Consider the following 22,835-nt stretch of genomic DNA (forward strand, 5'->3'; position numbering starts at 1 on the left):
CCGGTGCGGCCTAGAATCGGGGGCGTCGTCGGTGCTGGCATCCGGCGACCCGCAATCATGATCTCGACACTCCATCGCGAAGGCAGACGCCCGCGCGCGCGGCGGCTGCTGGGCCGCCTCGCCGCGGCACTCGTCGTCGGCTCCCTCGGCCTCTCCGTCGCACCCGCCCCGGCCGCCGCCGAGGATGCCGAGCAGCCGGCCGAGTCGGCCGTGGAGATGTTCCTCTCGGTCGGCGACACCGGCCAGGTCGCGCCCGGCACGCCCCTGCTCGGCAGCGTGACGATCGAGAACCCCACCGACGGCGACCTCACCGCGGGCAGCGTCAGCGTCGAGCTGAACACCACGGCCCTCGCCGACGGCGCCGCGCTCGATGCCTGGCTCGACGGCGACGCCGTCGGCGGCGCCTTCCGCACCGTCGCGGTCGAGAGCTCACCCGCGGTCGGCGACGGATCTGCCGAGACGATCGACCTGACCGTCGAGCCCACCGCGCTGGGCGAGCTGGCCCCCGGTGTCTATCCGCTCAAGGCTCGACTCACGGGCACGATCACCACTGATGCGGGCGCGAAGAGCATGCCGTTGAGCGTCACGGCCGGATCGGTGCTGGTCGTCCCGGCGCCCTCCGACGCGCGCACGGCCGTGATCGTGCCGGTCACGGCGACACCCGAGAACGGCGCCCTGCTCACCGCCGACGAGCTGACGACGCTCACCTCCGACGGCGGATCGCTCGCCGAACTGATCGACGCCGTCTCGGGCACCAGCGCGATCCTGGCGATCGACCCGGCGATCCCCGCATCGATCCGCGTGCTCGGCGACCGCGCTCCCGCGAGCTCCACCCAGTGGCTGGACCGGTTCGAGGCGCTGCCGAACGACATGTTCACCCTGCAGTTCGGCGACGCGGATGCCACGGTCCAGGCCCAGGCCGGTCGCTCAGAGCTGCTGGGGACCCCGGACCTGACCCCGCTTCTCGACCCCGCGGACTTCCCCGCCGTGGATCCGAAGCTGGAGCCGACATCGGAGCCCACCCCCACTCCCCTCCCGACGGCGGAGCCCGACCTGCCCGAGAGCGGCGAGCTGACGGCCGTGCGCGGTGCCCAGGGCAGCATCCTCTGGCCGCGTCCGTCGGTGACCGGGCAGGATCTCGCCGCGTTCGCCACGTACCTCGGCGACAAGACGACGACGATCCTGCCCTCCACGTCCGTGCAGAACGATGCGGCCGTGCACAGCGCGGTCGACGCACACGACCTGCTGATCACCGATGCGGCGGCATCCGCTCGGCTGTCCGCCGCCGTCGAGCGCACCGATTCCGCCTCCGCGGACGCCGAGATGGCCGCGGCCGCCGGGCACCTCTTCTTCGCCGAGCAGCGCAGCGCGCTCACGGCTGTCGCGCTGGAGCGATCCGAGACCCGCTCCGCCGAGGCGCTGCGCACGGCCCTCGTCTCGTTCGCCACCCCGGGCGCGACGCTGAGCACGCTGCGCGCGGGGGAACCGGCATCCGTCTCGCTCGCCGACACGACGCCGGGCGCGCGCGTCGGCGAGCTGAACAGCATGATGGCCGCCGCAGACCGGCTCACCGCGTTTGCGACGATCCTCGAGGAGCCGGCCGTCCTGCTCGTGCCGGACCGCATCCGCATGCTCAGAGTGATCGGGGTCGGCCTCGACGACGAGGAGTTCACGGAGCGTGCGGCCGCCCACGCCGCGCGCGTGACGACGACCCTCACGTCGGTGAACGTCGTGCAGCCGAAACCCGTGCAGCTGTTCACCTCGGCGGCACCGCTGCCGGTCTGGGTGCGCAACGACCTGCCGTGGCCGGTCTCGGTCACCCTGTACAGCACGCCGTCCGACAACCGTCTCGACATCCAGCCGGCGACCGAGGTGACCGCGCTCGCCTCGAGCTCGACGCGCGTCGACGTGCCGATCGAGGCGCGCGTCGCAAGTGGCCGCGTCGACGTGAGCTTCTGGCTCGAAAGCCCGACGGGCGTGCCCATCGGGCAGCCGGAGGTCGCCGACGTCACGCTGCGCGCTGACTGGGAGGGCATCGGCCTCGGCATCCTCGGCGGCGTGATCGTCGTGCTGCTGATCCTCGGGAGCGTGCGGATGGTGCGTCGGCGCAGAGCGGATGCCCGGCACCGAACCCAGGGGCCGAACGGGTCCGCAGAAGGAGAGCAGTGACAAGTCTCGGCCGCGCCAGCGCCATTCTCGGTGCAGGGACGCTGATCTCGCGCATCACCGGTCTCGTCCGCACGATCGTGCTCGTCGCCGCGATCGGCACGATCGGTCAGGCGGGCGATGCCTTCGGGGTCGCGAACCAGCTGCCCAACAACGTGTTCACGATCATCCAGACGGGCATCCTCACCGCGGTGATCATCCCGCAGATCGTGAAGTCCGCCAGCCACGCCGACGGCGGTGAGGGCTACATATCCAAGCTGTTCACCCTCGGCACGGTCGTCTTCCTCGGCGCGACGGCCGCGGCGATGCTCGCCGCCCCCTGGCTCGTCGGGCTGTACGCCTCGAACGGATTCAGCCCCGACCAGCTGGCCCTCGGCACCGCCTTCGCGTACTGGTGCCTGCCGCAGATCTTCTTCTACGGCCTGTACGCCCTGATCGGCGAGACTCTCAACGCCAAGCGCGTCTTCGGGCCGTACACGTGGACCCCCGTCGCGAACAACATCATCTCCATCGCGGGCTTCCTCGTCTTCATCGCGCTGTTCGGCGGCAATCAGAGCCGCGTCGACGTCTGGGATCCGACCATGATCGCCGTGCTCGGCGGCACCGCGACGCTCGGCATCACGGTGCAGGCCCTGCTGCTGCTCTTCGCCTGGCGACGCACCGGGCTGCGCCTGCGCCCCGACTTCCGGTGGAAGGGCGTCGGCCTCGGGCAGGTCGGCACGCTCGCCGGGTGGACCTTCCTCATGGTGATCGCCGGCCAGATCGCCGGACTCATCCAGACGCGCGTGGTCACCGACTCGTCGGGCGACCACCCGTCGGTGTTCATGATGCAGGCCGCCTGGCTGGTGTTCATGCTGCCGTACTCGATCTTCGCGATCTCGATCGGCACCCCGTACTTCACGCAGATCGCCGAGCACGCGCACGCGAACCGGCGCGACGAGGTGCGCAGCGACGTCGCCCGGTGCATCCGGGTCGTGTCGCTGTTCATCATCGGCTCGGGCATCGCCCTCGCCGTCGCCGCGGTGCCGGCCACGCGCATCTTCACCGAGAGCCCCGCGGATGCCGTCGCCGCGGCGCCCGTGCTGGTCTGCTACCTCATCGGACTCCTGCCGCTGTCGGTGCTGTTCATCGTGCAGCGCGCGTTCTACGCCTTCGGCGACACCCGCACACCGTTCGTGTTCACCCTCGTGCAGGTGAGCCTGATCATCGGCTTCTCGTACCTCGCCGCCGCGGTGGCCCCGCTCAGCCAGCTCGCCGCGGCCGTCGCGCTCGGACAGTCGATCGCCGGCCTCGTGCAGACGGTGATCGCGGTGCTCATCCTGCGCCACCGCCTGGGCGGTCTCGAGCTGCCGCAGACGCTGCTCTCTCTCGGTCGTTTCGTGATCGCCGCGGTGCCCGCCGGACTCGCCGGGTGGGGGACGTACCTGCTGCTCGGCGCAGACGCGGGCTGGACGGCAGGGCAGACCGGCTCCACGTTCGTCGACAAGCTGCTCGGCGCGGTCGGAACAGGTGTCATAGGGCTCGTCGCCGTGATCGTCTACGCCCTCGTCCTGCTCCTGCTGCGGGCACCGGAGATGAGCGCGGCCCGCGGACTGATCAGGCGGATCCTGCCCGGACGCTGACCCCCCTCCGGGTCGCCCCGACCGGGCATCCGGATTCGTCGTTCCACCGAGCACACCCGCCCCGCGCAGGGGAATGCCGCGCGGCTACCATGGGTTGAAGCAGACGACGCGGATCATCCCGCGCCTGCCGGACATCCGCAGCCTTAGGAGAGCACATGCGTCAGGTCATCATCATCGGCTCCGGACCAGCCGGATTCACGGCCGCGATCTATGCGGCGCGCGCCAACCTCACGCCGCTGCTGGTCGCCAGCTCCGTCGAGGTCGGCGGCGAGCTGATGAACACGACCGACGTCGAGAACTTCCCCGGATTCCCCGAGGGGATCCAGGGTCCGGATCTGATGGCCAAGATGCAGGCGCAGGCCGAGAAGTTCGGTACCGAGGTGCTCTACGACGACGTCACCGAGCTTCAGCTCGACGGACCGGTCAAGAAGGTCACCCTGGGCAGCGGCGCCGTTCATGAGGCGGCCACGATCATCTACGCCACCGGCTCTGCCTACCGCAAGCTCGGCATCGAGGGCGAGGAGCGCCTCTCCGGCTACGGCGTCTCGTGGTGTGCGACATGCGACGGCTTCTTCTTCCGCGAGAAGGAGATCGCGGTCGTCGGCGGCGGCGACTCGGCCATGGAGGAGGCGACCTTCCTCACCCGCTTCGCATCGAAGGTGTACGTCATCCACCGCAAGGACTCCCTGCGCGCATCGAAGATCATGCAGGAGAGGGCGTTCGCCAACGAGAAGATCGAGTTCGTCTGGAACAGCACCGTCGACGAGATCCTCGGCGGCGACTCGGTGACCGGCGTACGGCTGCGCTCGACTGTCGACGACTCGACCCGTGAGCTCGCCGTCGACGGCGTCTTCGTCGCGATCGGCAACGACCCGCGCACGCACCTCGTGCACGACAAGCTGCAGCTCACCGATGCCGGAACGATCTGGGTCGACGGTCGCTCGTCGCGCACCTCGGTCCCCGGTGTGTTCGCCGCCGGTGACGTGATCGACCCGACATACCGTCAGGCTGCCACTGCCGCGGGATCGGGTGTCGTCGCCGCGCTCGATGCCGAGCACTTCATCGCCGACCTCGAAGACGCCTCGGTCGAAGAGCCGGCCGCCGTGGCCGCCGAGATCATCGTCGGCTGAGACCGCACCCCGCCGCCGCTCTGCGCGGTCGCGGGAACAGAAACCGGCCATCTGACGTTTGACCAGATGGACACCGAACAAGGAGACAATCCATGACTGCCAAGGCAACCACTCAGGCCACCTGGGAGCAGGACGTTCTGCAGGCCGACGGACCCGTGCTGGTCGACTTCTGGGCCGCGTGGTGCGGGCCGTGTCGCATGGTCGCGCCCGTGCTCGACGAGATCCAGGCCGAGAACCCCGACAAGATCACCATCCTCAAGCTCAACGTCGACGAGAACCCCGATCTGGCCATGAAGTACCAGATCACCTCGATTCCGGCGATGAAGGTGTTCCAGGGCGGTGAGGTCAAGACGACCATCATCGGCGCCAAGCCGAAGTTCGCGCTCGAGCAGGAGCTCGCCCCGTTCATCGGCTGATCCCCCGGTCTTCAGAAGAGCCCGTCACCTCACGGTGGCGGGCTCTTCTGCATCCCTGCGGTCGAACGCACCCACGGCAGCGCTACGCCGCCAGCATCCGCCAGACCGTCGTGCTCAGTTCCGGGTACTCGTGCGCGATGCTGCGCAGCACGCTGTCGTTCCAGCGAGGATCGCGCGGATTGCCGCCCCGATCCTCGTACACGTCGGTGCGCAGCAGAAGCACGACGAGCTCATCGACCGACGGCAGCTCCGACATGAAGTCCCAGGGATCCTCTCCGCTGCGCAGACGCTCGTGCACCAGCACCGAGCGCTCGTCGCCCGCCTCCGCGCGCAGCACTTCGAGGCTTGCTCGGCGGGGGAACGAGGGGATCACCAGACAAGTCTACGAGCGTGGCGCACGGGTGCGGCGCTCGACCTTGCCATCCTCCGTCATCGATTCGAGCTCCTTGCCCTTCGTCTCGGCGACCTTGAAGTACACGAAGAAGAACGAAAGCAGGGCGAAGAACGCGTAGAAGCCGTACGCGAAGGTGAGGCCGATCTCGGCGAACGCCGGGAAGGTCGTCGAGATGAAGAAGTTCGCCGCCCACTGCGCGGCCGCGGCGACGGCGAGAGCGCCGGCGCGGATCGAGTTGGGGAACATCTCGCCCAGCAGCACCCACACCAGCGGCCCCCAGGTGGCGCCGAAGAACACCACGAACGCGTTCGCGCTGATCAGAGCGACCGTCGACCACGGGTCGGGCAGTGAGACCGCGCCCTCGGCATCCAGAGTTCCGAACGAGAAGGCGACCGCCATCAGTCCCAGCGTCACCGCCATGCCGATCGATCCCACCATGAGCATCAGACGGCGACCGACGCGGTCGACCAGCAGGATGGCGATGATCGTCACGACGATGTTCGTCACCGAGGTGATGACCGTGATCGTCAGGGCATCCGACTCGTCGAAGCCGACCGACCGCCACAGCGTCGTGGAGTAGTAGAAGATCACGTTGATGCCGACGAACTGCTGGAAGATGCTCAGCAGGATGCCGACCCAGACGATCGGCTTGAGGCCGAAGCGGTTCCCGCGCAGATCGCTGAGCGACTCGGTGCGCTCGGTGTTGATCGTGCCGGAGATCTCGGTGATCTTCGCCTTCACGTCGATCGTGCCGGTGACCAGGGTCAGCACCTCGGCTGCCTTGTCGACGTTGCCGCGGGCGACGAGGTACCGGGGCGACTCCGGCAGTCGCATCGCCATGATCCCGTAGACGACGGCGGGGATCGCCTCGGCGATGAACATCCAGCGCCAGGCGTCGAGCCCCCACAGCGGCTCGGCAGCCCCACCTGCGACGCCCGCCAACAAGGCATCCGAGAGCAGCGCGACGAAGATTCCGGTCACGATCGCGAGCTGCTGCAGCGACCCGAGCCGTCCTCGCACATGCGCGGGCGAGACTTCGGCGATGTACGCCGGGGCGATCACCGAGGCGGCGCCGACACCCAGACCGCCGACGACGCGCCAGATGATGAGATCGATCACGCCGAAGGCGAGTCCCGACCCGATGGCGGAGACGAGGAAGAGCACGGCGGCGATGAGCATCGTGGGGATGCGACCGAACCGGTTGGCCAGGGGACCAGCGAACCACGCGCCGACCGCGCAGCCGATGAGCGCTGATGAGACGGCGAGGCCCTTGAGGCCCACGCCCAGATCGAATGCCCCCGCGAGGGCGTCCACCGCGCCGTTGATCACCGCGGTGTCGAAGCCGAACAGGAATCCTCCCAGCGCGGCGGCGATACTCACCCCGATGACGCGTCCGCGGATGCCGTTCGCTGTGCCTGATCGTGTCGTGCCCGAGCTGTTTGCCTGTGCCATGATGCCCCTCCTCTGCCGGTGTTCCGGATGCTACCGAAGCAGGTCGGGTGCAGAAAGGGGCGTGCGAAGGCGAGCGAAAAGCGGTACAGAACGGTGTGCGCTCCGAACCGCCGGCGGGCCTGCGCGCTCAAGAACAGGTGAGCACCGGGTCACCCCGGTGCTCACCTGTCTTGAGCGCGGACGCCGATTCGGGTCAGCGCGTTCCGAACTCCTCTTCGCCGAGCTCGGCGAGGATGCGGTTGAGATCCTGGATCGACGCGAATTCGATCTTGAGCTGGCCTTTTCGTGCACCGAGAGCGATCTGGACACGTGTGTTCAGACGATCGCCGAGCTTGTGCGAGACCTCGTCGAGGTACGCGCGGCGCGCACCGGCGGTGGGCTTGCTCGTCGACGCACCCGTGGCCGATACGGTCTTCGCGGCGGCTTCCGTGGCTCGCACCGAGAGGTCTTCGTTCACGACCTTGTCGGCGAGGCGCTGCATCTGCTCGGGCGTCTCGGCCGAGAGGATCGCACGAGCGTGACCGGCCGAGAGAACCCCGGCCGCCACGCGCTGCTGCACGGGCAACGGCAGACGCAGCAGCCGAATGGTGTTGCTGATCTGCGGACGCGAGCGCCCGATACGCGCGGCGAGCTCTTCCTGCGTGATCCCGAAATCCTCCAGCAGCTGCTGATAGGCGGATGCCTCCTCGAGCGGGTTCAGCTGCGATCGGTGCAGGTTCTCGAGGAGCGCGTCGCGCAGCAGGTCCTCATCTGCCGTTTCCCGCACGATCGCAGGGATCGTGGTCAGGCCGGCCTCACGGGCGGCGCGGGTGCGCCGCTCCCCCATGATCAGCTCATACTCGCCGTCGGCGTTCTGCCGAACGATGACCGGCTGCAGGACCCCGAATTCGCGCACGCTGTGCACGAGTTCGGCGAGGTGGTCCTCGTCGAAGTGCGTACGAGGCTGGCGGGGGTTGGGGACGATGCTGTTCGGGTCGATCTGGATCAGACGGATGCCGGGGACCTGCGACAGCTCCGCATCTTCAGCGGCGGGGCTCCCCTGCTCGAACGCTGCGGGCACAGCATCCGTCTTCACCTTCGACGCGCCGGGGAAGAAGACGTCGACCGGCCGCTCAGCCTGATCCGTCGTCGGGATGAGTGCGCCGATTCCCCGACCGAGTCCAGTGCGCTTGGCCATCATGCTCCCTTGTTCTGCGCGGCGGATTCCTTGCGCTGCGCGATCTCGACTGCTGCTTCCCGGTAGGCCACGGCTCCCGCCGACGTGCCGTCATACGAGATGACGGTCTGTCCGAAGCTGGGAGCCTCAGACACCCGCACGGAACGTGGGATGACGGCGTTGAGCACCTGCTGCGGGAAGTGTGTGCGCACCTCTTCGGCGACCTGCTGGGCGAGGCGCGTGCGCGCGTCATACATCGTGAGCAGGATGGTCGACAGGTGAAGCTCTGGATTGAGGTGCTTCTGGATCATCTGGATGCTGCCGAGCAGCTGGCTCAGACCCTCGAGAGCGTAGTACTCGCACTGGATGGGGATGAGCACTTCGGATGCCGCCGTGAAAGCGTTGATGGTGAGCAGCCCGAGAGAGGGCGGGCAGTCGATGATGACGAAATCAACCGGATCGTCGCGCAGGAACTCCTCCAGTGCGCGACGCAGACGGAATTCTCGCGCGACCTGCGATACCAGCTCGATCTCCGCGCCCGCGAGGTGAATCGTGCTCGGCGCACAGCGAAGGTTCTCGGATTCCGGGCTGTCTTGAACGATCTCACTGAACGGGAGATCGTTGATGAGGACGTCGTAGATGCTCTTGGTGTCAGCCGAGTGCTTCACTCCGAGGGCCGTCGATGCATTTCCCTGCGGATCGAGGTCGATCACCAGTACTTTCGCGCCGAGATCGGCGAGGGCGGATGCCAGATTGACGGCCGTCGTGGTCTTCCCGACACCGCCCTTCTGGTTCGACACCGTGAAGACGCGGGTCTCGCCGCTGAACTGAACCTCGATCGTCTTGAGGGCCTTACGTCTCGTGGAGAGGTCTGCCAGTTCCCGAGCAAGCGGGGTATCCATCCCGAAATCGTTGTTCGGCGATGCGTTGTCGGATGGTTTCACGTGAAACATCGACTCCTTTCGGGACCGTCCTCCACTCTACGTGATCCCTCCGACTCCCCCACTCGCCGCGCCATCAGCCACCATCCCCGCGCCCCCCGCTCATTGAGCAAGGAGCGCAGCGACGAGTCAAAATGCCCGGCGTTCCACGTGAAACACTCGCTCTGCCAAGTCCCGCGCGCTCACCGCCCACCCGATACGCAACTGGCAACCACCGGTCATTGAGCGAGGAGCGCAGCGACGAGTCAAAATGCCCTCGTTCCACGTGAAACACTCGCTCTGCCAAGTCCCGCGCGCTCGTCGCCCACCCGATACGCAACTGGCGACCACCGGTCATTGAGCGAGGAGCGCCAGCGACGAGTCGAAATGCCCCCCGTTCCACGTGAAACACACCTCGGGGATCCCGCGCGCTCACCGCCTACCCGATACACAATTGGCGACCACCGGTCATTGAGCGAGGAGCGCAGCGACGAGTCGAAATGCCGCGTTCCACGTGAAACACACCTCGGGGATCCCGGTATCACCCGCTCACCCGCTAAGCACCGGGTGGGAACCGCTTCCGCCATGTCCGGTCATTGAGCGAGGAGCGGAGTGACGAGTCGAAATGCCCTCGTTCCACGTGAAACACCCGCTCCGCGGTCCCCCGCGGTCAGCACCCGCCCTATGTGCACCCGTAGCTGCGCCCGTCCGCGCACTCGGCAATAGGCGCAACGGTGGTCCCAGTTTCCCTCCGCGTCGGCCACCACCGGATTGAGCGAGGACCCCACCGACGAGATCATGTCGCCGCATTGGCCACCACCGGTCATTGAGCGAGGAGCGTAGCGACGAGCCGAAATGCAGCGCAACGCCACAGGGTTGACCTTGACCTGGTCCCGCCGGCCAGACGAATCTGTCAGTTGCGGTCGCCCGAACGCATCCTCACTCCCTTGACATCTGTCGACCAGCGCGACCGACCACGGCTCATATGAAACACGTCGGCCAATTGGATAGCCCTGCGTCGCGAAGACACATCGGATACCGTCGCCCACGGGCATCCTGCGCGGTACGTCGCGGCTTCCCCGCAGCCGATGTCCGCGGGTCGTGCCAGCAACTAGATGTTCAAGCGTACAGACGCGCGAGGTTCACCCGGCGATCATCGGCATGCCGTCCACCGGAACCCGGGCACCCTGCATCGATGTTTCGCGGCCCCGGGACATCGGTAGATGAGACGCGTCGCGCTCCGGTAATGCGTCCGTCGACTGAAGGACCTGAACCGCCTGTCCGGTCCTGTTTCACGTGAAACTTCGCTCGTTGATCACTCACGCGAACGCAAAGCTCGCTCACGCGAGCTCCAACCTCTGATCGCGTCAAAACCGCCCTCGATGAACGCCCGTCGTTTTGCGTGGCTCCATCCCTGGATCTGCTTCTCGAGGGCGAAGGCTTCGTCGATGCGATCCAACTCGCACCACCACACCAGTTCTACCGGGCGGCGGTTCGATGTGTAGTCGCTACCGAGCCCGAGCTGATGGGCAGCAAGTCGGTCGTCAAGGTGCTTGGTACTGCCTGCATAGAAGGTTCCATCAGCGCATCGAAGAATGTACGTGTATCCAGTCATTGAGGAACTGTAGAGGAGCAGGCACCGCCGCTGTACCTGCGTGTACGGCATCTGTGGGCAATACAGCGACCGGCCCACATGTGCAGAGACGGTCAACGATCGCATGCGGGACATCAGATCGGCGCCGATCCAGCAAGGCGCATACGCGCGGATGCTGCCTCATGGCGTCTGGAGCGACGGCGCTACCCACGACAGGGCATCCAACAGCCAACGTCTTTGTCAACGTTTCACGTGAAACACGTCTGGCTACGGGCGCTGGGACCGTCAAACCGGCCGTGACACTGCAATGCAGAGCAACGCTACACGCCGGTGTCGTGCAAGCTGCCTGCCATCCGTGCTCGCCAGCATCGCGTTCGATCTCGGGGGCTACCCGCGTGCCGGGACAGCGTTTCGACTCACTTCGCTCGCTCAACGACCGGGAGCCGAGCCCCTACCGGTGCTGGCCGGCATCGGAGGGATCCTGTTGACGGGCAACGTTTCACGTGAAACCTATCTTCAGGAGGCGCACCGGATGCGCGCCTCCCCGCGCGTGAGGTGCGCGATCCGCTAGATCCGGCGTTCTCCCGCGGCCTGCCGGGTGCGCATTCCGAATCGCCTCGCTCGCTCGACGACCGGGAGCCGAGCCCCTACCGGCGCTGGCCGGCATTGGAGGGATCCTGTTGACGGGCACCGTTTCACGTGAAACCAATCTTGAGGGCACTATGCGGGCGCCTCCCCGCGCGTGAGATGCGTGATCCACAGAATCCGACGTCGTCCCGAGCGGGCCGGGAGAGCGCTTCGACTCGCTTCGCTCGCTCAACGACCGGGCCGACATTGTAGGGATCCTATGACGGGCCACGTTTCAAGTGAAACCTAGCTTCAGGAAGGCGCATCGGGTGCGCGCCTCCCCACGCGTGAGATGCGGGATCCGCTGAATTCGGCATGTTCCCGAGCGTGCGGGGAGTGCGTTTCGACTCGCTTCGCTCGCTCAACGACCGGGAGCCGAGCACCTGGCGGAGCTGGCCGGCACAGGAGGATCCTGTTGATGGGCCACGTTTCACGTGAAACATATCTTTAGGAAGGTGCACCGGGTGCGCGCCTCCCCGCGCGTGAAGTGCGCAATCCGCGAGATCCGGCATGTTCCCGAGGCATACCGGGAGTGCGTTTCGACTCGCTTCGCTCGCTCAACGACCGGGCCGGCGTTGTAGGGATCCTATGACGGGCCACGTTTCACGTGAAACCAATCTTCAGGAAGGCGAACCGGGTGCGCGCATCCCCGTGCGTGGGATGCGTGATCCACAGAATCCGTCGTCTTCCGGAGCGGGCCGGGAGTGCGTTTCGACTCGCTTCGCTCGCTCAACGACCGGGAGCCGAGCTCTCGGTCGGCATCGGAGGGGCCCTGTTGACGAGCAGTGTTTCACGTGAAACCGATCTTCGAGATCGAGGATCAGACCGAGGTGTTGGCACCGTGGGATCAGCGCCGAGCGCGCCGGAGTGCGTTTCGACTCGCTGCGCTCGCTCAACGACCGGGTTGGCCAACGGGGCGTGCGGGCTGGGGTGCGCCCTGCGGGCAGAGTGGCGGCTTGTCGATGCGTTGCCGGCTGACCTCGGCGCCGGGTCGGCGACGCCCACGCGGGTGTGGAGCCGGAGGCGCCTGCGCTTTCGGGCTTGGCGTGCACCGGATCTCATGAGAGTGAGCTTCGACTCGCTGCGCTCGCTCAACGACCGGCTGCGCTCGCTCAACGAGCGGGGATGCGGGGGCGTTTCACGTGAAACGATGACCCGCGCGCGGGAGTCAGGCGCGGACGCGGGCGCGGACGACGCGCGTCGGCTCGGATAGCAGGTCCTCCCCCAGCACCTGGACAGTCACGTCGGTCACCCTGTGCTTCTTGAGCACCTTCTGCGCGGAGTCGATCTCTGCGGGCACGTTGTGTCCTTTGAGCAGGATGAGCTCGCCGCCGTCTTTGACCAGCGGGGCCGTGATCGGGATGAGCGTGCGCATCGCACTCACCGCGCGAGCCGTGACCACGTCGAACTCGAGACCCACGTCCTCAGCACGTGCGCGCATCACGGTCACGTTGTCGAGACCAAGAACGTCAACCTGTTCGTTGAGCCAGGTGACGCGCCGCTCCATCGGCTCGATGAGCGTCCAGCGCACATCGGGCCGACTGATCGCCAACACGAGACCAGGCAGTCCCGCGCCCGAACCGACGTCCGCGACCGACCCTGAGAAGAGGGGCGCGGCGATCGCGGAGTTCAGAATGTGACGGGTCCAGATCCGGGGCAACTCGAGCGGGCCGATCAATCCGCGCAGCTCACCCTCGGCGATGAGCGCGGCAGTGAACCGCCGTGCCAGCTCGATGCGGTCACCGAACAGCTCTGCTGCGACCGCAGGCTCGGACTCGACGATGGGAGTGCTCATGACGCCGCCGCTCGTTTCACGTGAACCGTCAGCCGCGAGAGATCACGGTGTGACGATCGGCACCGTCGCCATACGACTCGGAGGTGAGGCCGCGCTCCGACACGATGTCATGCACGAGCTTGCGCTCGTAGCTGGACATCGCAGGCAGGGATGCCTGGGTGGCACCTGCATCGAGCTTGGCGACCGCAGCATCCACCAACTGCTCCAGCTGGCGCCGACGAGTGTCGCGGGAGCCGCCGACGTCGAGGATCAGTCGTGAGAACGCACCCGTCTTGCTCTGCACCGCCAGACGGGTCAGCTCCTGCAGGGCCTGAACGGTGTCGGGCTGCGACAGCACCGCGAGTCCGTCTCCTTCCGCCTCCACCGAGACGTACGCGCGCCCCTGGCGGACATCGAGATTCAGATCGCCGTCGATGTCAGCGATGTCGAGTAGCTCCTCGATGAAGTCCGCGGCGACATCGCCCTCATGCTCGAGCTCTTCGACCGACGGAGCGGTCTTCACATCATCGGTCATCAGTTCGAGCCCTTCTTCTTCGCTCGCTTCTTGCCCATCGGCTGCTCACGCTTGGGTGCGACCGCCTTCGCCTTCTCGATCTCCTCGAGCTTGCGCTGCTGCTCTGCCTCGTACACCGCGATCGGGACGACCTTTCCCTGGGCGTTGATCGCCTTGCCCTTGCGCGCCAGGCGCTCTTCGCGCGCCTTCGCCGCCTCGGAGCCCGGAGTCGGCATCTCGCGGATGACGAGGAACTGCTGGCCCATGGTCCACAGGTTGGAGATGAACCAGTAGACGACGACACCGAGCGGGAAGAAGACACCCGAGAAGATGAAGCCCAGGGGCAGGATGTAGAGCATGATCTTCTGCATCTGGTACGCCTGGCCGGTCTTGGCCTCCGGCGACAGGTTCTTCGAGATGATCTGCAGCTGGGTGTAGAACTGCGAGCCGATCATCAGCACGACGAGCGTCGCGAGCAGCACGATAGCCGTGACGTTCTGGGCGTCTACTGCGGCTCCGAGCGTGTCGTGCAGCGACACCGTGCCGAACAGCTTCGCGTCGTAGAACTCTTGAGTGAGCTCGTTGTTCAGCAGCCCGACACCGCTGAAATCGGGGTTGACGCGGATCTTCTGCACGTCGTTGAGCACGCTGAACAGTGCGAAGAAGATCGGCATCTGGACGAGCAGCGGGAGGCAGCTCGACATCGGCGTCGTTCCGTGCCTCTTGTACAGCGCCATCGTCTCGCGGCTCATCGCCTCGCGAGAGAGCTGATCCTTCTTGCCGCGGTACTTCTCCTGAACTTTCCGCAGCTCAGGCGCGATTTCCATCATCTTGCGCTGGCTCTTGATCTGCTTCACGAACAGCGGGAAGACGGCAGCGCGCACGACGATGACCAGGCCGATGATGGACAGAACCCACGTCAGGCCTTCCGCCGGCGCCATTCCTATCGCCGTGAACAGCCAGTGCCAGGCGACGAGGATGAGCTCAACAGCCCATTTCAGCGGCCACAGGATGATTCCCAGGAAGTCCACTGTTCAGTCCTTTCGAGCAGGTACGACGAACCCTCGCGGGGTCAGGTCGTATCGGAAGTGAGCGTGGGGCTTGACGTCGTCGACGCCACCCGCGCTCCACGGATTGCAACGCAGCACGCGCCATGCCGAGAGCACTGCTCCCCACAGAGCGCCGTTCTGTTGAACCGCTCCTACAGCGTACGCGGAACAGGACGGGTAATACCTGCACACGTCCCCGTAGAGCGGGGAGATCACCGCGCGGTAGAGGGAGAGCAGCGCGAGAACGAGGTTGCGCGGAACGAGAAGCACGCCCCGGACCAGATCGGATGCCCGAAACCGCGCCGTTCCGAATGCATAGGACGGCAGCGCGCTCATGTCCGTGCCGATCCGACCAGCACGCGGCGCAGGCAGCGCTCGACGTCGGTGCGGAGGGAGGCGAAATCCGCGTCAGCGGATGCAGGAAGGGCACGGATGACGACATCCGTGCCCTCAGGAACCATGTCGACGAACTCCGCGCACACCGCCTTCAGGCGTCGGCGAACGGTATTTCGAACCACAGCGGTTCCTACCTGCCTGCTGATGATGAACCCGAACCGGGGAGCCCGATCGTCCGCGCCGCGAAGCACGGAAGTGATCAGGCGCGACCCGCCGCATCGTGTTCCCCGGCGGACCACCTGTCGGTAGTCGACGCCGCGGGTGAGTCGATTCGGCCGGGCGAGCACTGAGCTGTCAGGCCGAGAGCTCGGTGCGGCCCTTCGCGCGGCGGGCCGCCAGGATGGCGCGGCCGGCGCGGGTGCGCATGCGGGCACGGAAGCCGTGCTTCTTGGCGCGACGACGGTTGTTGGGCTGGAAAGTGCGCTTGCTCATGGAATCACTCCGGGAATGGTGTCACCGGGTCTCAGCAACCGGGGACGGGGGGTACTGCCTAAATGGCATAAGTCAACCGATTAAGGGTACGACCTGCCGCGACGCAGGGCAAATCCGCCCACGGATGCGACAGGCGAGCACCCCGGGTGATCAGGCAGTCGACGGTGAGTTGCGCACACCCATTATCCACAACTGTGGACATCTCGCCCGCACGCGACACACCCGCGTCTTTCCGGGGACGGCTTGCTGTTAACCGCACCGGTGACTACCGTGGCATCCGACGTTATCCACAGGGGAAGATCACGCTTGACGGCGCGTTTTCCACAACTTCGCCCGGAGCACCATGACCTCTGCCGCCCATCCCGATGTGCCGATCTGGTCGACCCTGCTCGAGCGTCTCGCTGACGACGATCGCGTCAGCCCGCAGCTGCACGGGTTTCTGAGTCTCGTCGTGCCTGCCGGGGTCATGGGCGGAGTGCTGTACCTCGACGTCCCCAACGACCTCACCGCGGCGCAGATCAACAAGCGGCTGCGGGTGCCCATGATGGAGGCGCTCGCGGCGATCGGCGACGAGGTCGCCTCGTATCGAACGGTCGTGAACCACGAGCTCGTCGACCAGCCGACCGCCCCGATCGCCGTCTCCGACTTCCCGATCGCCGAGCCGGCTCGGGTCGAGTCGCCGATCGAGCAGCAGCCGGCCCCTCTCCGCCACGAATCGCGGCTGAACCCGAAGTACACCTTCGACAATTTCGTGATCGGGCAGTCCAACCGCTTCGCGCACGCTGCGGCGGTCGCTGTTGCGGAGGCCCCGGCCAAGGCGTACAACCCGCTGTTCATCTACGGCGACTCGGGCCTGGGCAAGACGCACCTGCTGCACGCGATCGGCGATTACGCCCAGTCGCTCTACGCCGGGGTGAAGGTGCGGTACGTCTCGAGCGAGGAGTTCACCAACGACTTCATCAACTCGATCGCCAACAACCGGGGTGCGGCTTTCCAGAGCCGCTACCGCGAGGTCGACATCCTGCTCATCGACGACATCCAGTTCCTGCAGGGTCGCGCCGAGACGCAGGAGGCGTTCTTCCACACCTTCAACCAGCTGCACGATCACAACAAGCAGGTCGTGATCACCAGCGACGTGGCTCCGAAGCTGCTCACCGGCTTCGAAGACCGCATGCGCAGCCGCTTCGAGTGGGGCCTGATCACCGATGTGCAGGCGCCCGATCTCGAGACGCGCATCGCAATCCTCCGCAAGAAGGCGCAGAGCGAGTCGCTGCACATCCCCGACGAGGTGCTCGAGTACATCGCCACCGTCGTGTCGTCGAACATCCGCGAACTCGAGGGGGCCCTCATCCGGGTCTCGGCGTTCGCGAGCCTGAACCGCTCGATGCTCGACATCTCCCTGGCACAGACCGTCCTGCGCGACATCGTCGACACCACTGAAGACAACATCATCTCGCCGACCGACATCATCACGGCCACGGCGGCGTACTTCAAGCTCACGGTCGATGACCTGTACGGATCCAGCCGCTCGCAGCAGATCGCGACCGCCCGGCAGATCGCCATGTACCTGTGCCGGGAGCGCACGAGTCTGTCTCTTCCGAAGATTGGCCAGCTCTTCGGCAACCGCGATCACACGACGGTGATGTACGCGTGCAAGAAGATCAGCGAGCTGATGAAGCAGCGTCGATCGCTGTACAACCAGGTCACCGAGATCACCACTCAGATCAGTCGCCGCTGAGGCTGCGACACGCCTGATCGCGAGGCAAATCGCGACGGTTCTCCGCAGGCCCTGTGGATAACTTGTGGAAACTTCGGCCTTCGGATGCCTTCGCCAACCCCCTGCCTGTGGATAACCGACGTTGTCGACCGAATGCCCCACACCCCGGTATCCCGCGGATTCCTCAGGGATTCCACATGTGACACGCATGTAGTTTCCTACTCTCGGCTGATATCCACCGAGTTATCCACAGAATCCACAGTTGTTAACACCGTTAAGAGAAATCCATCAGGACAGGGCTCATCCGATGACCAGACGGATGTGGACGAACGGACGTCGTCGACCCGATCCCGGTGGTGGAGGGCTCGCCACCTGCGGCTAGCATGGGATCGCCTGCAGTGCGTCCACTGCAGCGAGCCGAGGCAACGAGGGAGCGCCCGTGAGGTTCCAGGTCAACCGCGATGTGTTCAGCGAGGCTGTGTCCTTCGTCGTCAAGCTGCTTCCGCAGCGCAATCCGCAGCCGATCCTCGCCGGCGTGCTCATCGAGGCCTCCGGTGATGGACTGACCCTGTCGGCATTCGACTACGAGGCATCCGCCCGCACGACGATCGAGGCGACCGTCGACGAACCCGGCACGATCCTCGTGCACGGCCGGCTGCTCTCGGACATCGCCAGCCGCCTGCCCAACGCCCCGATCGAGATCGCCGTCGAGGAAGACGGCGGTGTGGCCGTCACGTGCGGATCCGCCCGCTTCACCCTCGCTTCCATGCCTGTCGAGGAATATCCCTCGATCCCCGAGGTCACGGGTTCCACCGGTGTCGTTCCCGCCGAGGAGTTCGCAACCGCGATCGCGCAGGTCGCGTTCGCCGCGTCCCGCGACGATGTCACCCCGGTGCTCACGGGTGTGCAGCTCGAGGTCGCGGATCACAACCTCAGCCTGGTCGCCACCGACCGCTACCGGGTGTCGCTGCGCGACGTGCCCTGGGACGGTGAGGTCGCCGAGCAGTCCGCTCTGGTTCCGGCGCGCACGCTGACCGAGGTCGGCAAGACGTTCGCGCACGCCGGCACCATCTCGGTCGCCTTCTCGGGAGCCGGAGACCGCGAGATCATCGCCTTCACCGCCGGCAACAAGACCGTCACGTCGCTGCTGATCAAGGGCAATTTCCCGCCCGTGCGCCGGCTGTTCCCCGAGCAGACGGATCACTACGCGGTCGTCAACACGGCGGAGCTGATCGAGGCCGTCCGACGTGTCGCGCTGGTGCTCGACCGCTCGGCGCCCCTGCGATTCACCTTCGGTCCCGACGGCGTGACGATGGATGCCTCGGGCAGCGAGCAGGCGCGGGCATCCGAGTCGGTCGATGCGCACCTCAACGGGGGCGACGAGGTGACCCTCGGTCTGAACCCGCAGTACTTGCTCGAGGCGCTCGGCGCGGTCAAGAGCGAGTTCACCCGCGTGACCTTCACCTCGAGCGACAACGCGAACAAGCTCAGCCCGGTGCTGATCACCAGCCAGACGTCGGTGGATCAGGCCGGACTGGACTCGTTCAAGTACCTGCTGCAGCCGAACCTGCTGCTGCGGTGATCGCGGGCATCGGCTCTCCGGGGTCGATGTCGGGGCCCGAAGGTAGGCTGAAGCGGTGATTGTGGAGCACCTGAACCTGGTCGATTTCCGCAACTACGCGACCGCCGAGCTGGCCCTCCACCGCGGTCCGAACGTGCTGGTGGGCAGCAACGGCCAGGGAAAGACGAATCTCGCCGAGGCGATCGTCTTCCTCGCCACGCTGGGCTCGCACCGGGTGTCCTCGGACGCGCCCCTGGTGAGGGAAACGAAGGACTTCGCCGTCATCCGGGCACGTCTGGCGCACGGTGAGCGCAAGGTGCTCGTCGAGGTGCAGCTGAACCGGCAGGGATCGAACAGGGCGCGCATCAACGGCTCCCCCTCGAAGATCAACGAGCTCCCCCGCTATGCGCACGTGGTCCTCTTCGCTCCGGAAGACCTCCAGATCGTCAGAGGCGACCCGTCGTCGCGCCGCAGATTCGCCGATCAGATGCTCATCCAGCGCACGCCTCGCATGGCAGGTGTGATCGCCGACTACGAACGGGTGCTCCGTCAGCGCACGGCGCTGCTGAAGTCGGCGCGCGCCCGAGGAGTGCGCGGAGAGGGACTGTCGACCCTCGACGTGTGGGACGACAAGCTCGTGGCCCTGGGGTCGGAGATCATCCATGCCCGGCTGCAGCTCGCCGCCGACCTGCAGGGACCGGTGACCGACGCCTACACGGCGATCGCGGGCGCCGACCATCGACCGCAGCTCGACTGGGCGCTGTCGGTGCGCGGCGCGGATCCGGAGGAGGGATCCGATGACGCGGGCGATGCGGACGTCGATCCCCGCGGCGAGATCGCCGAGCAGTTCCGGTCGGCGCTGCAGGCCAAGCGGGCCAAGGAGATCGAACGCGGTCTGACCCTCGTCGGTCCGCACCGTGACGACCTGATCCTGCGGGTGCGCGACCTGCCGGTGAAGGGGTACGCGTCGCACGGTGAATCCTGGTCGGTCGCGCTGGCCCTGCGACTGGCATCCGCCGAGCTGCTGCGCACCGAGTCGCCGGCCGGCGACCCGGTGCTCATCCTCGACGACGTGTTCGCCGAGCTCGACGCCGACCGGCGACAGCGTCTGGCGATGCTGACGGCCGGATACGAGCAGGTCATCGTCACCGCGGCGGTCGAGGCGGACATCCCCGAGCCGCTGCACCGCCATGTCGTGCGGATCAGCGCCGGCACGATCAGCGACGATCGGGGGGATCCGGATGCCTGATCCGCAGCCTCCCGAGACGATCGCGACCTACCTGCGTCTGCGCGGACTCAAGCCGAGCGCGAAGAACTGGAAGCGCAAGAAGCGCATCGAGGTCGACGACGACAACGCCCCGTTCACCAAGGGGCGCGATCCCGGCACCCTCGGTGATGTGCTGGCGAAGCTGACGAAGGATTCGGGGTGGGAGAAGACCCTCGCCGCCGAGGACCTGGTCAGACAGTGGGCCGAGCTCGCCGGCGCCGACACGGCGAAGCACTCCGAACCTGTTTCGCTCGAGCGCGGGGTGCTCACCGTGAAGTGCGATTCGACGGCGTGGGCGAAGAACCTGCAGTTCATGCGGGCGGTCATCATGACCGAGATCGGAAATCGGTATCCGGACGCCGGCGTGCAGAACATCCGGTTCATCGGTCCGGACGTCCCGTCGTGGAAGTGGGGTCCGCGGGTTGTGCCCGGACGGGGTCCACGCGACACCTACGGGTAGGACACCACGCCCGCACCTTCACGCGCTCAGAAGCGATCACACGGCGTTTGAGGCGCATTTCGACCTGCGGAACCCGTTAGAATGGGTGAGTACTTTCGATGTGGAGAACCATTTCTGATGACGCCTGAAGACAACGCCGACGACGCTTCGACGAGCGCACCGATCGAGAACAGTTCCGCGAAGGTCTCCGGCGACTACGGGGCCGACCAGATCCAGATCCTCGAGGGGCTCGAGGCCGTCCGCAAACGCCCTGGCATGTACATCGGCTCCACCGGCCCGCGCGGTCTGCATCACCTGGTGTACGAGATCGTCGACAACTCGGTCGACGAGGCTCTGGCCGGCCATGCCGACAACATCGAGGTCACCATCCTCGAAGACGGCGCGGTGCGCGTGGTCGACAACGGCCGAGGCATCCCGGTCGATCCGCACTCCTCCGATCCCGACAAGTCGACGGTCGAGGTCGTGCTCACGATCCTGCACGCCGGTGGAAAGTTCGGCGGCGGCGCGTACGCCGTCTCGGGTGGTCTGCACGGCGTGGGTTCGTCGGTGGTCAACGCGCTCTCCACGCGATTCGATGTCGAGGTCAGACAGAAGGGCTTCGTCTGGCGGCACCGTTTCGCCGAGGGCGGGGTTCCGCAGCAGAAGCTGGAGAAGGGCGAGGCGACCGACGAGACCGGCACGACCATCACCTTCTGGCCGGACCCCGCGATCTTCACCGAGACGGTCGACTTCGACTACGACACGCTGCGCACCCGGTTCCAGCAGATGGCGTTCCTGAACAAGGGACTGCGGATCGCTCTGCGCGACGAGCGTCCGGCATCCGCCGTCGAAGACGAGGTCGACGGCACCGTGGTCACCCGTCAGCCCGGCGAGGTGTTCCTGTACGAGCGCGGCCTGGTCGACTACGTCGAGTACCTCAACAAGGTGCGCAAGGCCGAGGTCGTCAACGAGGAGATCATCGCCTTCGAGTCCGAGGACACCGAGCGCAAGATCTCGCTCGAGCTCGCGATGCAGTGGACCACGTCGTACACCGAGAACGTGTTCACCTACGCCAACACGATCAACACGCACGAGGGCGGCACGCACGAAGAGGGCTTCCGCGCCGCGCTGACCAGCCTCGTCAACCGCTACGCCCGTGCGAACAACCTGCTCAAGGAGAAGGACGAGAACCTCTCCGGAGACGACGTCCGCGAGGGCCTCACCGCGGTGATCTCGATCAAGCTGGGTGAGCCGCAGTTCGAGGGCCAGACCAAGACCAAGCTCGGCAACACCGAGGCGAAGGCGTTCACGCAGAAGATCGTGAACGACCAGCTCGGCGACTGGTTCGACCGCAACCCGCAGCAGGCGAAGAACGTCATCCGCAAGGCGATCGATGCCGCGACCGCGCGTCTGGCCGCACGCAAGGCCCGCGAGACCGCTCGCCGGAAGAGCGTGTTCGAGTCGGCCGCGATGCCCGACAAGCTGAAGGACTGCACGAGCAAGGACCCCTCGATCAGCGAGATCTTCCTCGTCGAGGGCGACTCGGCAGGCGGCTCGGCTGTGCAGGGACGCGATCCGCACACCCAGGCGATCCTGGCGCTGCGCGGCAAGATCCTCAACGTCGAGCGCGCGCGGCTCGACAAGGCGCTCGGCAACCGCGAGGTCCAGGCGATGATCCAGGCCTTCGGCACCGGCATCGGCGAGGACTTCGACATCGAGAAGGCCCGCTATCACAAGATCGTGCTGATGGCGGATGCCGATGTCGACGGTCAGCACATCACGACCCTGCTGCTCACGCTGCTGTTCCGCTACATGCGCGGACTCATCGAAGCCGGTTTCGTGTATCTTGCGATGCCCCCGCTGTACCGCCTGAAGTGGTCGAACGCTCCGCACGAGTACGTGTACTCCGATGCCGAGCGCGATGCGCTGCTCGCGCACGGCGCCGAGAACGGCAAGCGCCTGCCGAAGGATGCCGGTGTGCAGCGCTACAAGGGTCTGGGCGAGATGAACGCCAAGGAGCTGTGGGAGACGACGATGGATCACACCACGCGCACCCTCCGCCAGATCACCATCGACGACGCCGCCGCGGCGGACGAGATCTTCAGCGTGCTGATGGGCGAGGACGTCGAGTCGCGGCGCACCTTCATCCAGCGCAACGCCAAGGACGTCCGCTTCCTCGACATCTGATAGCGCGTTTCGTCTCGCTGCG

20 protein-coding genes are annotated in these 22,835 nt (G+C 66.3%); 9 read left to right on the plus strand and 11 right to left on the minus strand.

The window, feature by feature from the left end; all coding sequences use genetic code 11:
• Positions 1–57: 57 nt before the first annotated feature.
• The 4 genes from BFN01_RS02660 (at position 58) to trxA (ending at position 5,334) form a co-directional block, all read left to right on the plus strand.
• Positions 58–2,169, plus strand: coding sequence for a DUF6049 family protein (locus BFN01_RS02660; protein ID WP_071641263.1), 2,112 nt, complete (start codon positions 58–60; stop codon positions 2,167–2,169).
• The gene (murJ, locus tag BFN01_RS02665; RefSeq protein ID WP_071641265.1) at positions 2,166–3,788 is read left to right on the plus strand and encodes a murein biosynthesis integral membrane protein MurJ; all 1,623 of its coding nucleotides are present in this window, start codon (positions 2,166–2,168) and stop codon (positions 3,786–3,788) included. The genes BFN01_RS02660 and murJ overlap by 4 nt, the downstream gene beginning before the upstream one ends.
• Positions 3,789–3,943: 155 nt before the next feature.
• Entirely contained in the window at positions 3,944–4,918 is a 975-nt protein-coding gene (gene trxB / locus BFN01_RS02670; RefSeq protein ID WP_071641266.1) for a thioredoxin-disulfide reductase, read from the plus strand.
• Between the two features lie 92 nt (positions 4,919–5,010).
• On the plus strand, positions 5,011–5,334 hold the full coding sequence (gene trxA / locus BFN01_RS02675) for a thioredoxin (protein ID WP_071641267.1): 324 nt from the start codon (positions 5,011–5,013) through the stop codon (positions 5,332–5,334).
• Between the two features lie 82 nt (positions 5,335–5,416).
• Here the strand turns inward: trxA and BFN01_RS02680 are convergent, their stop codons facing one another.
• The 11 genes from BFN01_RS02680 to rpmH form a co-directional block, all read right to left on the minus strand.
• The gene (locus tag BFN01_RS02680; RefSeq protein ID WP_177243789.1) at positions 5,417–5,707 is read right to left on the minus strand and encodes a tryptophan synthase subunit alpha; all 291 of its coding nucleotides are present in this window, start codon (positions 5,705–5,707) and stop codon (positions 5,417–5,419) included.
• A gap of 9 nt (positions 5,708–5,716) precedes the next feature.
• Positions 5,717–7,180 (minus strand): sugar porter family MFS transporter, encoded by a 1,464-nt coding sequence (locus BFN01_RS02685; RefSeq protein ID WP_083428601.1) that lies wholly within the window; start codon positions 7,178–7,180, stop codon positions 5,717–5,719.
• A gap of 193 nt (positions 7,181–7,373) precedes the next feature.
• A complete protein-coding gene (locus tag BFN01_RS02690; RefSeq protein ID WP_083428602.1) occupies positions 7,374–8,357 on the minus strand; it encodes a ParB/RepB/Spo0J family partition protein in 984 nt (327 codons plus the stop codon).
• On the minus strand, positions 8,357–9,238 hold the full coding sequence (locus BFN01_RS02695; protein ID WP_305728264.1) for a ParA family protein: 882 nt from the start codon (positions 9,236–9,238) through the stop codon (positions 8,357–8,359). The genes BFN01_RS02690 and BFN01_RS02695 overlap by 1 nt, the downstream gene beginning before the upstream one ends.
• 1,333 nt (positions 9,239–10,571) lie before the next feature.
• Positions 10,572–10,871, minus strand: coding sequence for a GIY-YIG nuclease family protein (locus BFN01_RS02700; protein WP_071641313.1), 300 nt, complete (start codon positions 10,869–10,871; stop codon positions 10,572–10,574).
• Between the two features lie 1,774 nt (positions 10,872–12,645).
• Positions 12,646–13,272, minus strand: coding sequence for a 16S rRNA (guanine(527)-N(7))-methyltransferase RsmG (rsmG, locus tag BFN01_RS02705; RefSeq protein ID WP_071641274.1), 627 nt, complete (start codon positions 13,270–13,272; stop codon positions 12,646–12,648).
• A 28-nt stretch (positions 13,273–13,300) separates the two neighbouring features.
• Positions 13,301–13,786, minus strand: a complete 486-nt coding sequence (locus tag BFN01_RS02710; RefSeq protein WP_071641276.1) for a R3H domain-containing nucleic acid-binding protein — start codon at positions 13,784–13,786, stop codon at positions 13,301–13,303.
• Positions 13,786–14,796, minus strand: coding sequence for a membrane protein insertase YidC (gene yidC / locus BFN01_RS02715; RefSeq protein WP_071641278.1), 1,011 nt, complete (start codon positions 14,794–14,796; stop codon positions 13,786–13,788). The genes BFN01_RS02710 and yidC overlap by 1 nt, the downstream gene beginning before the upstream one ends.
• 3 nt (positions 14,797–14,799) lie before the next feature.
• The gene (gene yidD / locus BFN01_RS02720) at positions 14,800–15,150 is read right to left on the minus strand and encodes a membrane protein insertion efficiency factor YidD (protein WP_071641282.1); all 351 of its coding nucleotides are present in this window, start codon (positions 15,148–15,150) and stop codon (positions 14,800–14,802) included.
• Entirely contained in the window at positions 15,147–15,497 is a 351-nt protein-coding gene (gene rnpA / locus BFN01_RS02725) for a ribonuclease P protein component (protein ID WP_071641284.1), read from the minus strand. Before rnpA ends, yidD begins: the two co-directional genes overlap by 4 nt.
• Positions 15,498–15,504: 7 nt before the next feature.
• On the minus strand, positions 15,505–15,642 hold the full coding sequence (rpmH, locus tag BFN01_RS02730) for a 50S ribosomal protein L34 (protein WP_058724833.1): 138 nt from the start codon (positions 15,640–15,642) through the stop codon (positions 15,505–15,507).
• Positions 15,643–15,985: 343 nt separating this feature from the next.
• Here rpmH and dnaA point away from each other — a divergent pair, with 343 nt between their 5' ends.
• The 5 genes from dnaA (at position 15,986) to gyrB (ending at position 22,813) form a co-directional block, all read left to right on the plus strand.
• Complete coding sequence (gene dnaA / locus BFN01_RS02735; protein WP_071641286.1) at positions 15,986–17,380, plus strand: chromosomal replication initiator protein DnaA; 1,395 nt, start codon at positions 15,986–15,988, stop codon at positions 17,378–17,380.
• Between the two features lie 418 nt (positions 17,381–17,798).
• Positions 17,799–18,941, plus strand: a complete 1,143-nt coding sequence (dnaN, locus tag BFN01_RS02740; protein ID WP_071641287.1) for a DNA polymerase III subunit beta — start codon at positions 17,799–17,801, stop codon at positions 18,939–18,941.
• 55 nt (positions 18,942–18,996) lie between these two features.
• A complete protein-coding gene (gene recF, locus BFN01_RS02745; protein WP_071641289.1) occupies positions 18,997–20,169 on the plus strand; it encodes a DNA replication/repair protein RecF in 1,173 nt (390 codons plus the stop codon).
• Positions 20,162–20,647 (plus strand): DUF721 domain-containing protein, encoded by a 486-nt coding sequence (locus tag BFN01_RS02750; RefSeq protein ID WP_071641291.1) that lies wholly within the window; start codon positions 20,162–20,164, stop codon positions 20,645–20,647. The genes recF and BFN01_RS02750 overlap by 8 nt, the downstream gene beginning before the upstream one ends.
• A gap of 117 nt (positions 20,648–20,764) precedes the next feature.
• Positions 20,765–22,813 carry a DNA topoisomerase (ATP-hydrolyzing) subunit B gene (gene gyrB, locus BFN01_RS02755; protein WP_071641293.1) on the plus strand — a complete coding sequence of 683 codons (2,049 nt, stop codon included), beginning with the start codon at positions 20,765–20,767 and terminating at the stop codon, positions 22,811–22,813.
• Positions 22,814–22,835: the final 22 nt, after the last annotated feature.

The sequence above is a fragment of the Microbacterium sp. AR7-10 genome, from assembly GCF_001878835.1.
GTDB classification, from domain to species: domain Bacteria; phylum Actinomycetota; class Actinomycetes; order Actinomycetales; family Microbacteriaceae; genus Microbacterium; species Microbacterium commune.

What these genes read in the sequence shown, in the direction of transcription:
- rpmH (WP_058724833.1), bottom strand. Translation starts at nt 15,642, where the DNA reads ATGAGCAAGCGCACTTTCCAGCCCAACAACCGTCGTCGCGCCAAGAAG.
- BFN01_RS02700 (WP_071641313.1), bottom strand. Translation starts at nt 10,871, where the DNA reads ATGACTGGATACACGTACATTCTTCGATGCGCTGATGGAACCTTCTAT.
- rsmG (WP_071641274.1), bottom strand. Translation starts at nt 13,272, where the DNA reads ATGAGCACTCCCATCGTCGAGTCCGAGCCTGCGGTCGCAGCAGAGCTG.
- gyrB (WP_071641293.1), top strand. Translation starts at nt 20,765, where the DNA reads ATGACGCCTGAAGACAACGCCGACGACGCTTCGACGAGCGCACCGATC.
- BFN01_RS02750 (WP_071641291.1), top strand. Translation starts at nt 20,162, where the DNA reads ATGCCTGATCCGCAGCCTCCCGAGACGATCGCGACCTACCTGCGTCTG.
- trxA (WP_071641267.1), top strand. Translation starts at nt 5,011, where the DNA reads ATGACTGCCAAGGCAACCACTCAGGCCACCTGGGAGCAGGACGTTCTG.
- trxB (WP_071641266.1), top strand. Translation starts at nt 3,944, where the DNA reads ATGCGTCAGGTCATCATCATCGGCTCCGGACCAGCCGGATTCACGGCC.
- BFN01_RS02685 (WP_083428601.1), bottom strand. Translation starts at nt 7,180, where the DNA reads ATGGCACAGGCAAACAGCTCGGGCACGACACGATCAGGCACAGCGAAC.
- yidD (WP_071641282.1), bottom strand. Translation starts at nt 15,150, where the DNA reads ATGAGCGCGCTGCCGTCCTATGCATTCGGAACGGCGCGGTTTCGGGCA.
- BFN01_RS02710 (WP_071641276.1), bottom strand. Translation starts at nt 13,786, where the DNA reads ATGACCGATGATGTGAAGACCGCTCCGTCGGTCGAAGAGCTCGAGCAT.
- dnaA (WP_071641286.1), top strand. Translation starts at nt 15,986, where the DNA reads ATGACCTCTGCCGCCCATCCCGATGTGCCGATCTGGTCGACCCTGCTC.
- BFN01_RS02690 (WP_083428602.1), bottom strand. Translation starts at nt 8,357, where the DNA reads ATGGCCAAGCGCACTGGACTCGGTCGGGGAATCGGCGCACTCATCCCG.
- BFN01_RS02660 (WP_071641263.1), top strand. Translation starts at nt 58, where the DNA reads ATGATCTCGACACTCCATCGCGAAGGCAGACGCCCGCGCGCGCGGCGG.
- BFN01_RS02695 (WP_305728264.1), bottom strand. Translation starts at nt 9,238, where the DNA reads ATGGATACCCCGCTTGCTCGGGAACTGGCAGACCTCTCCACGAGACGT.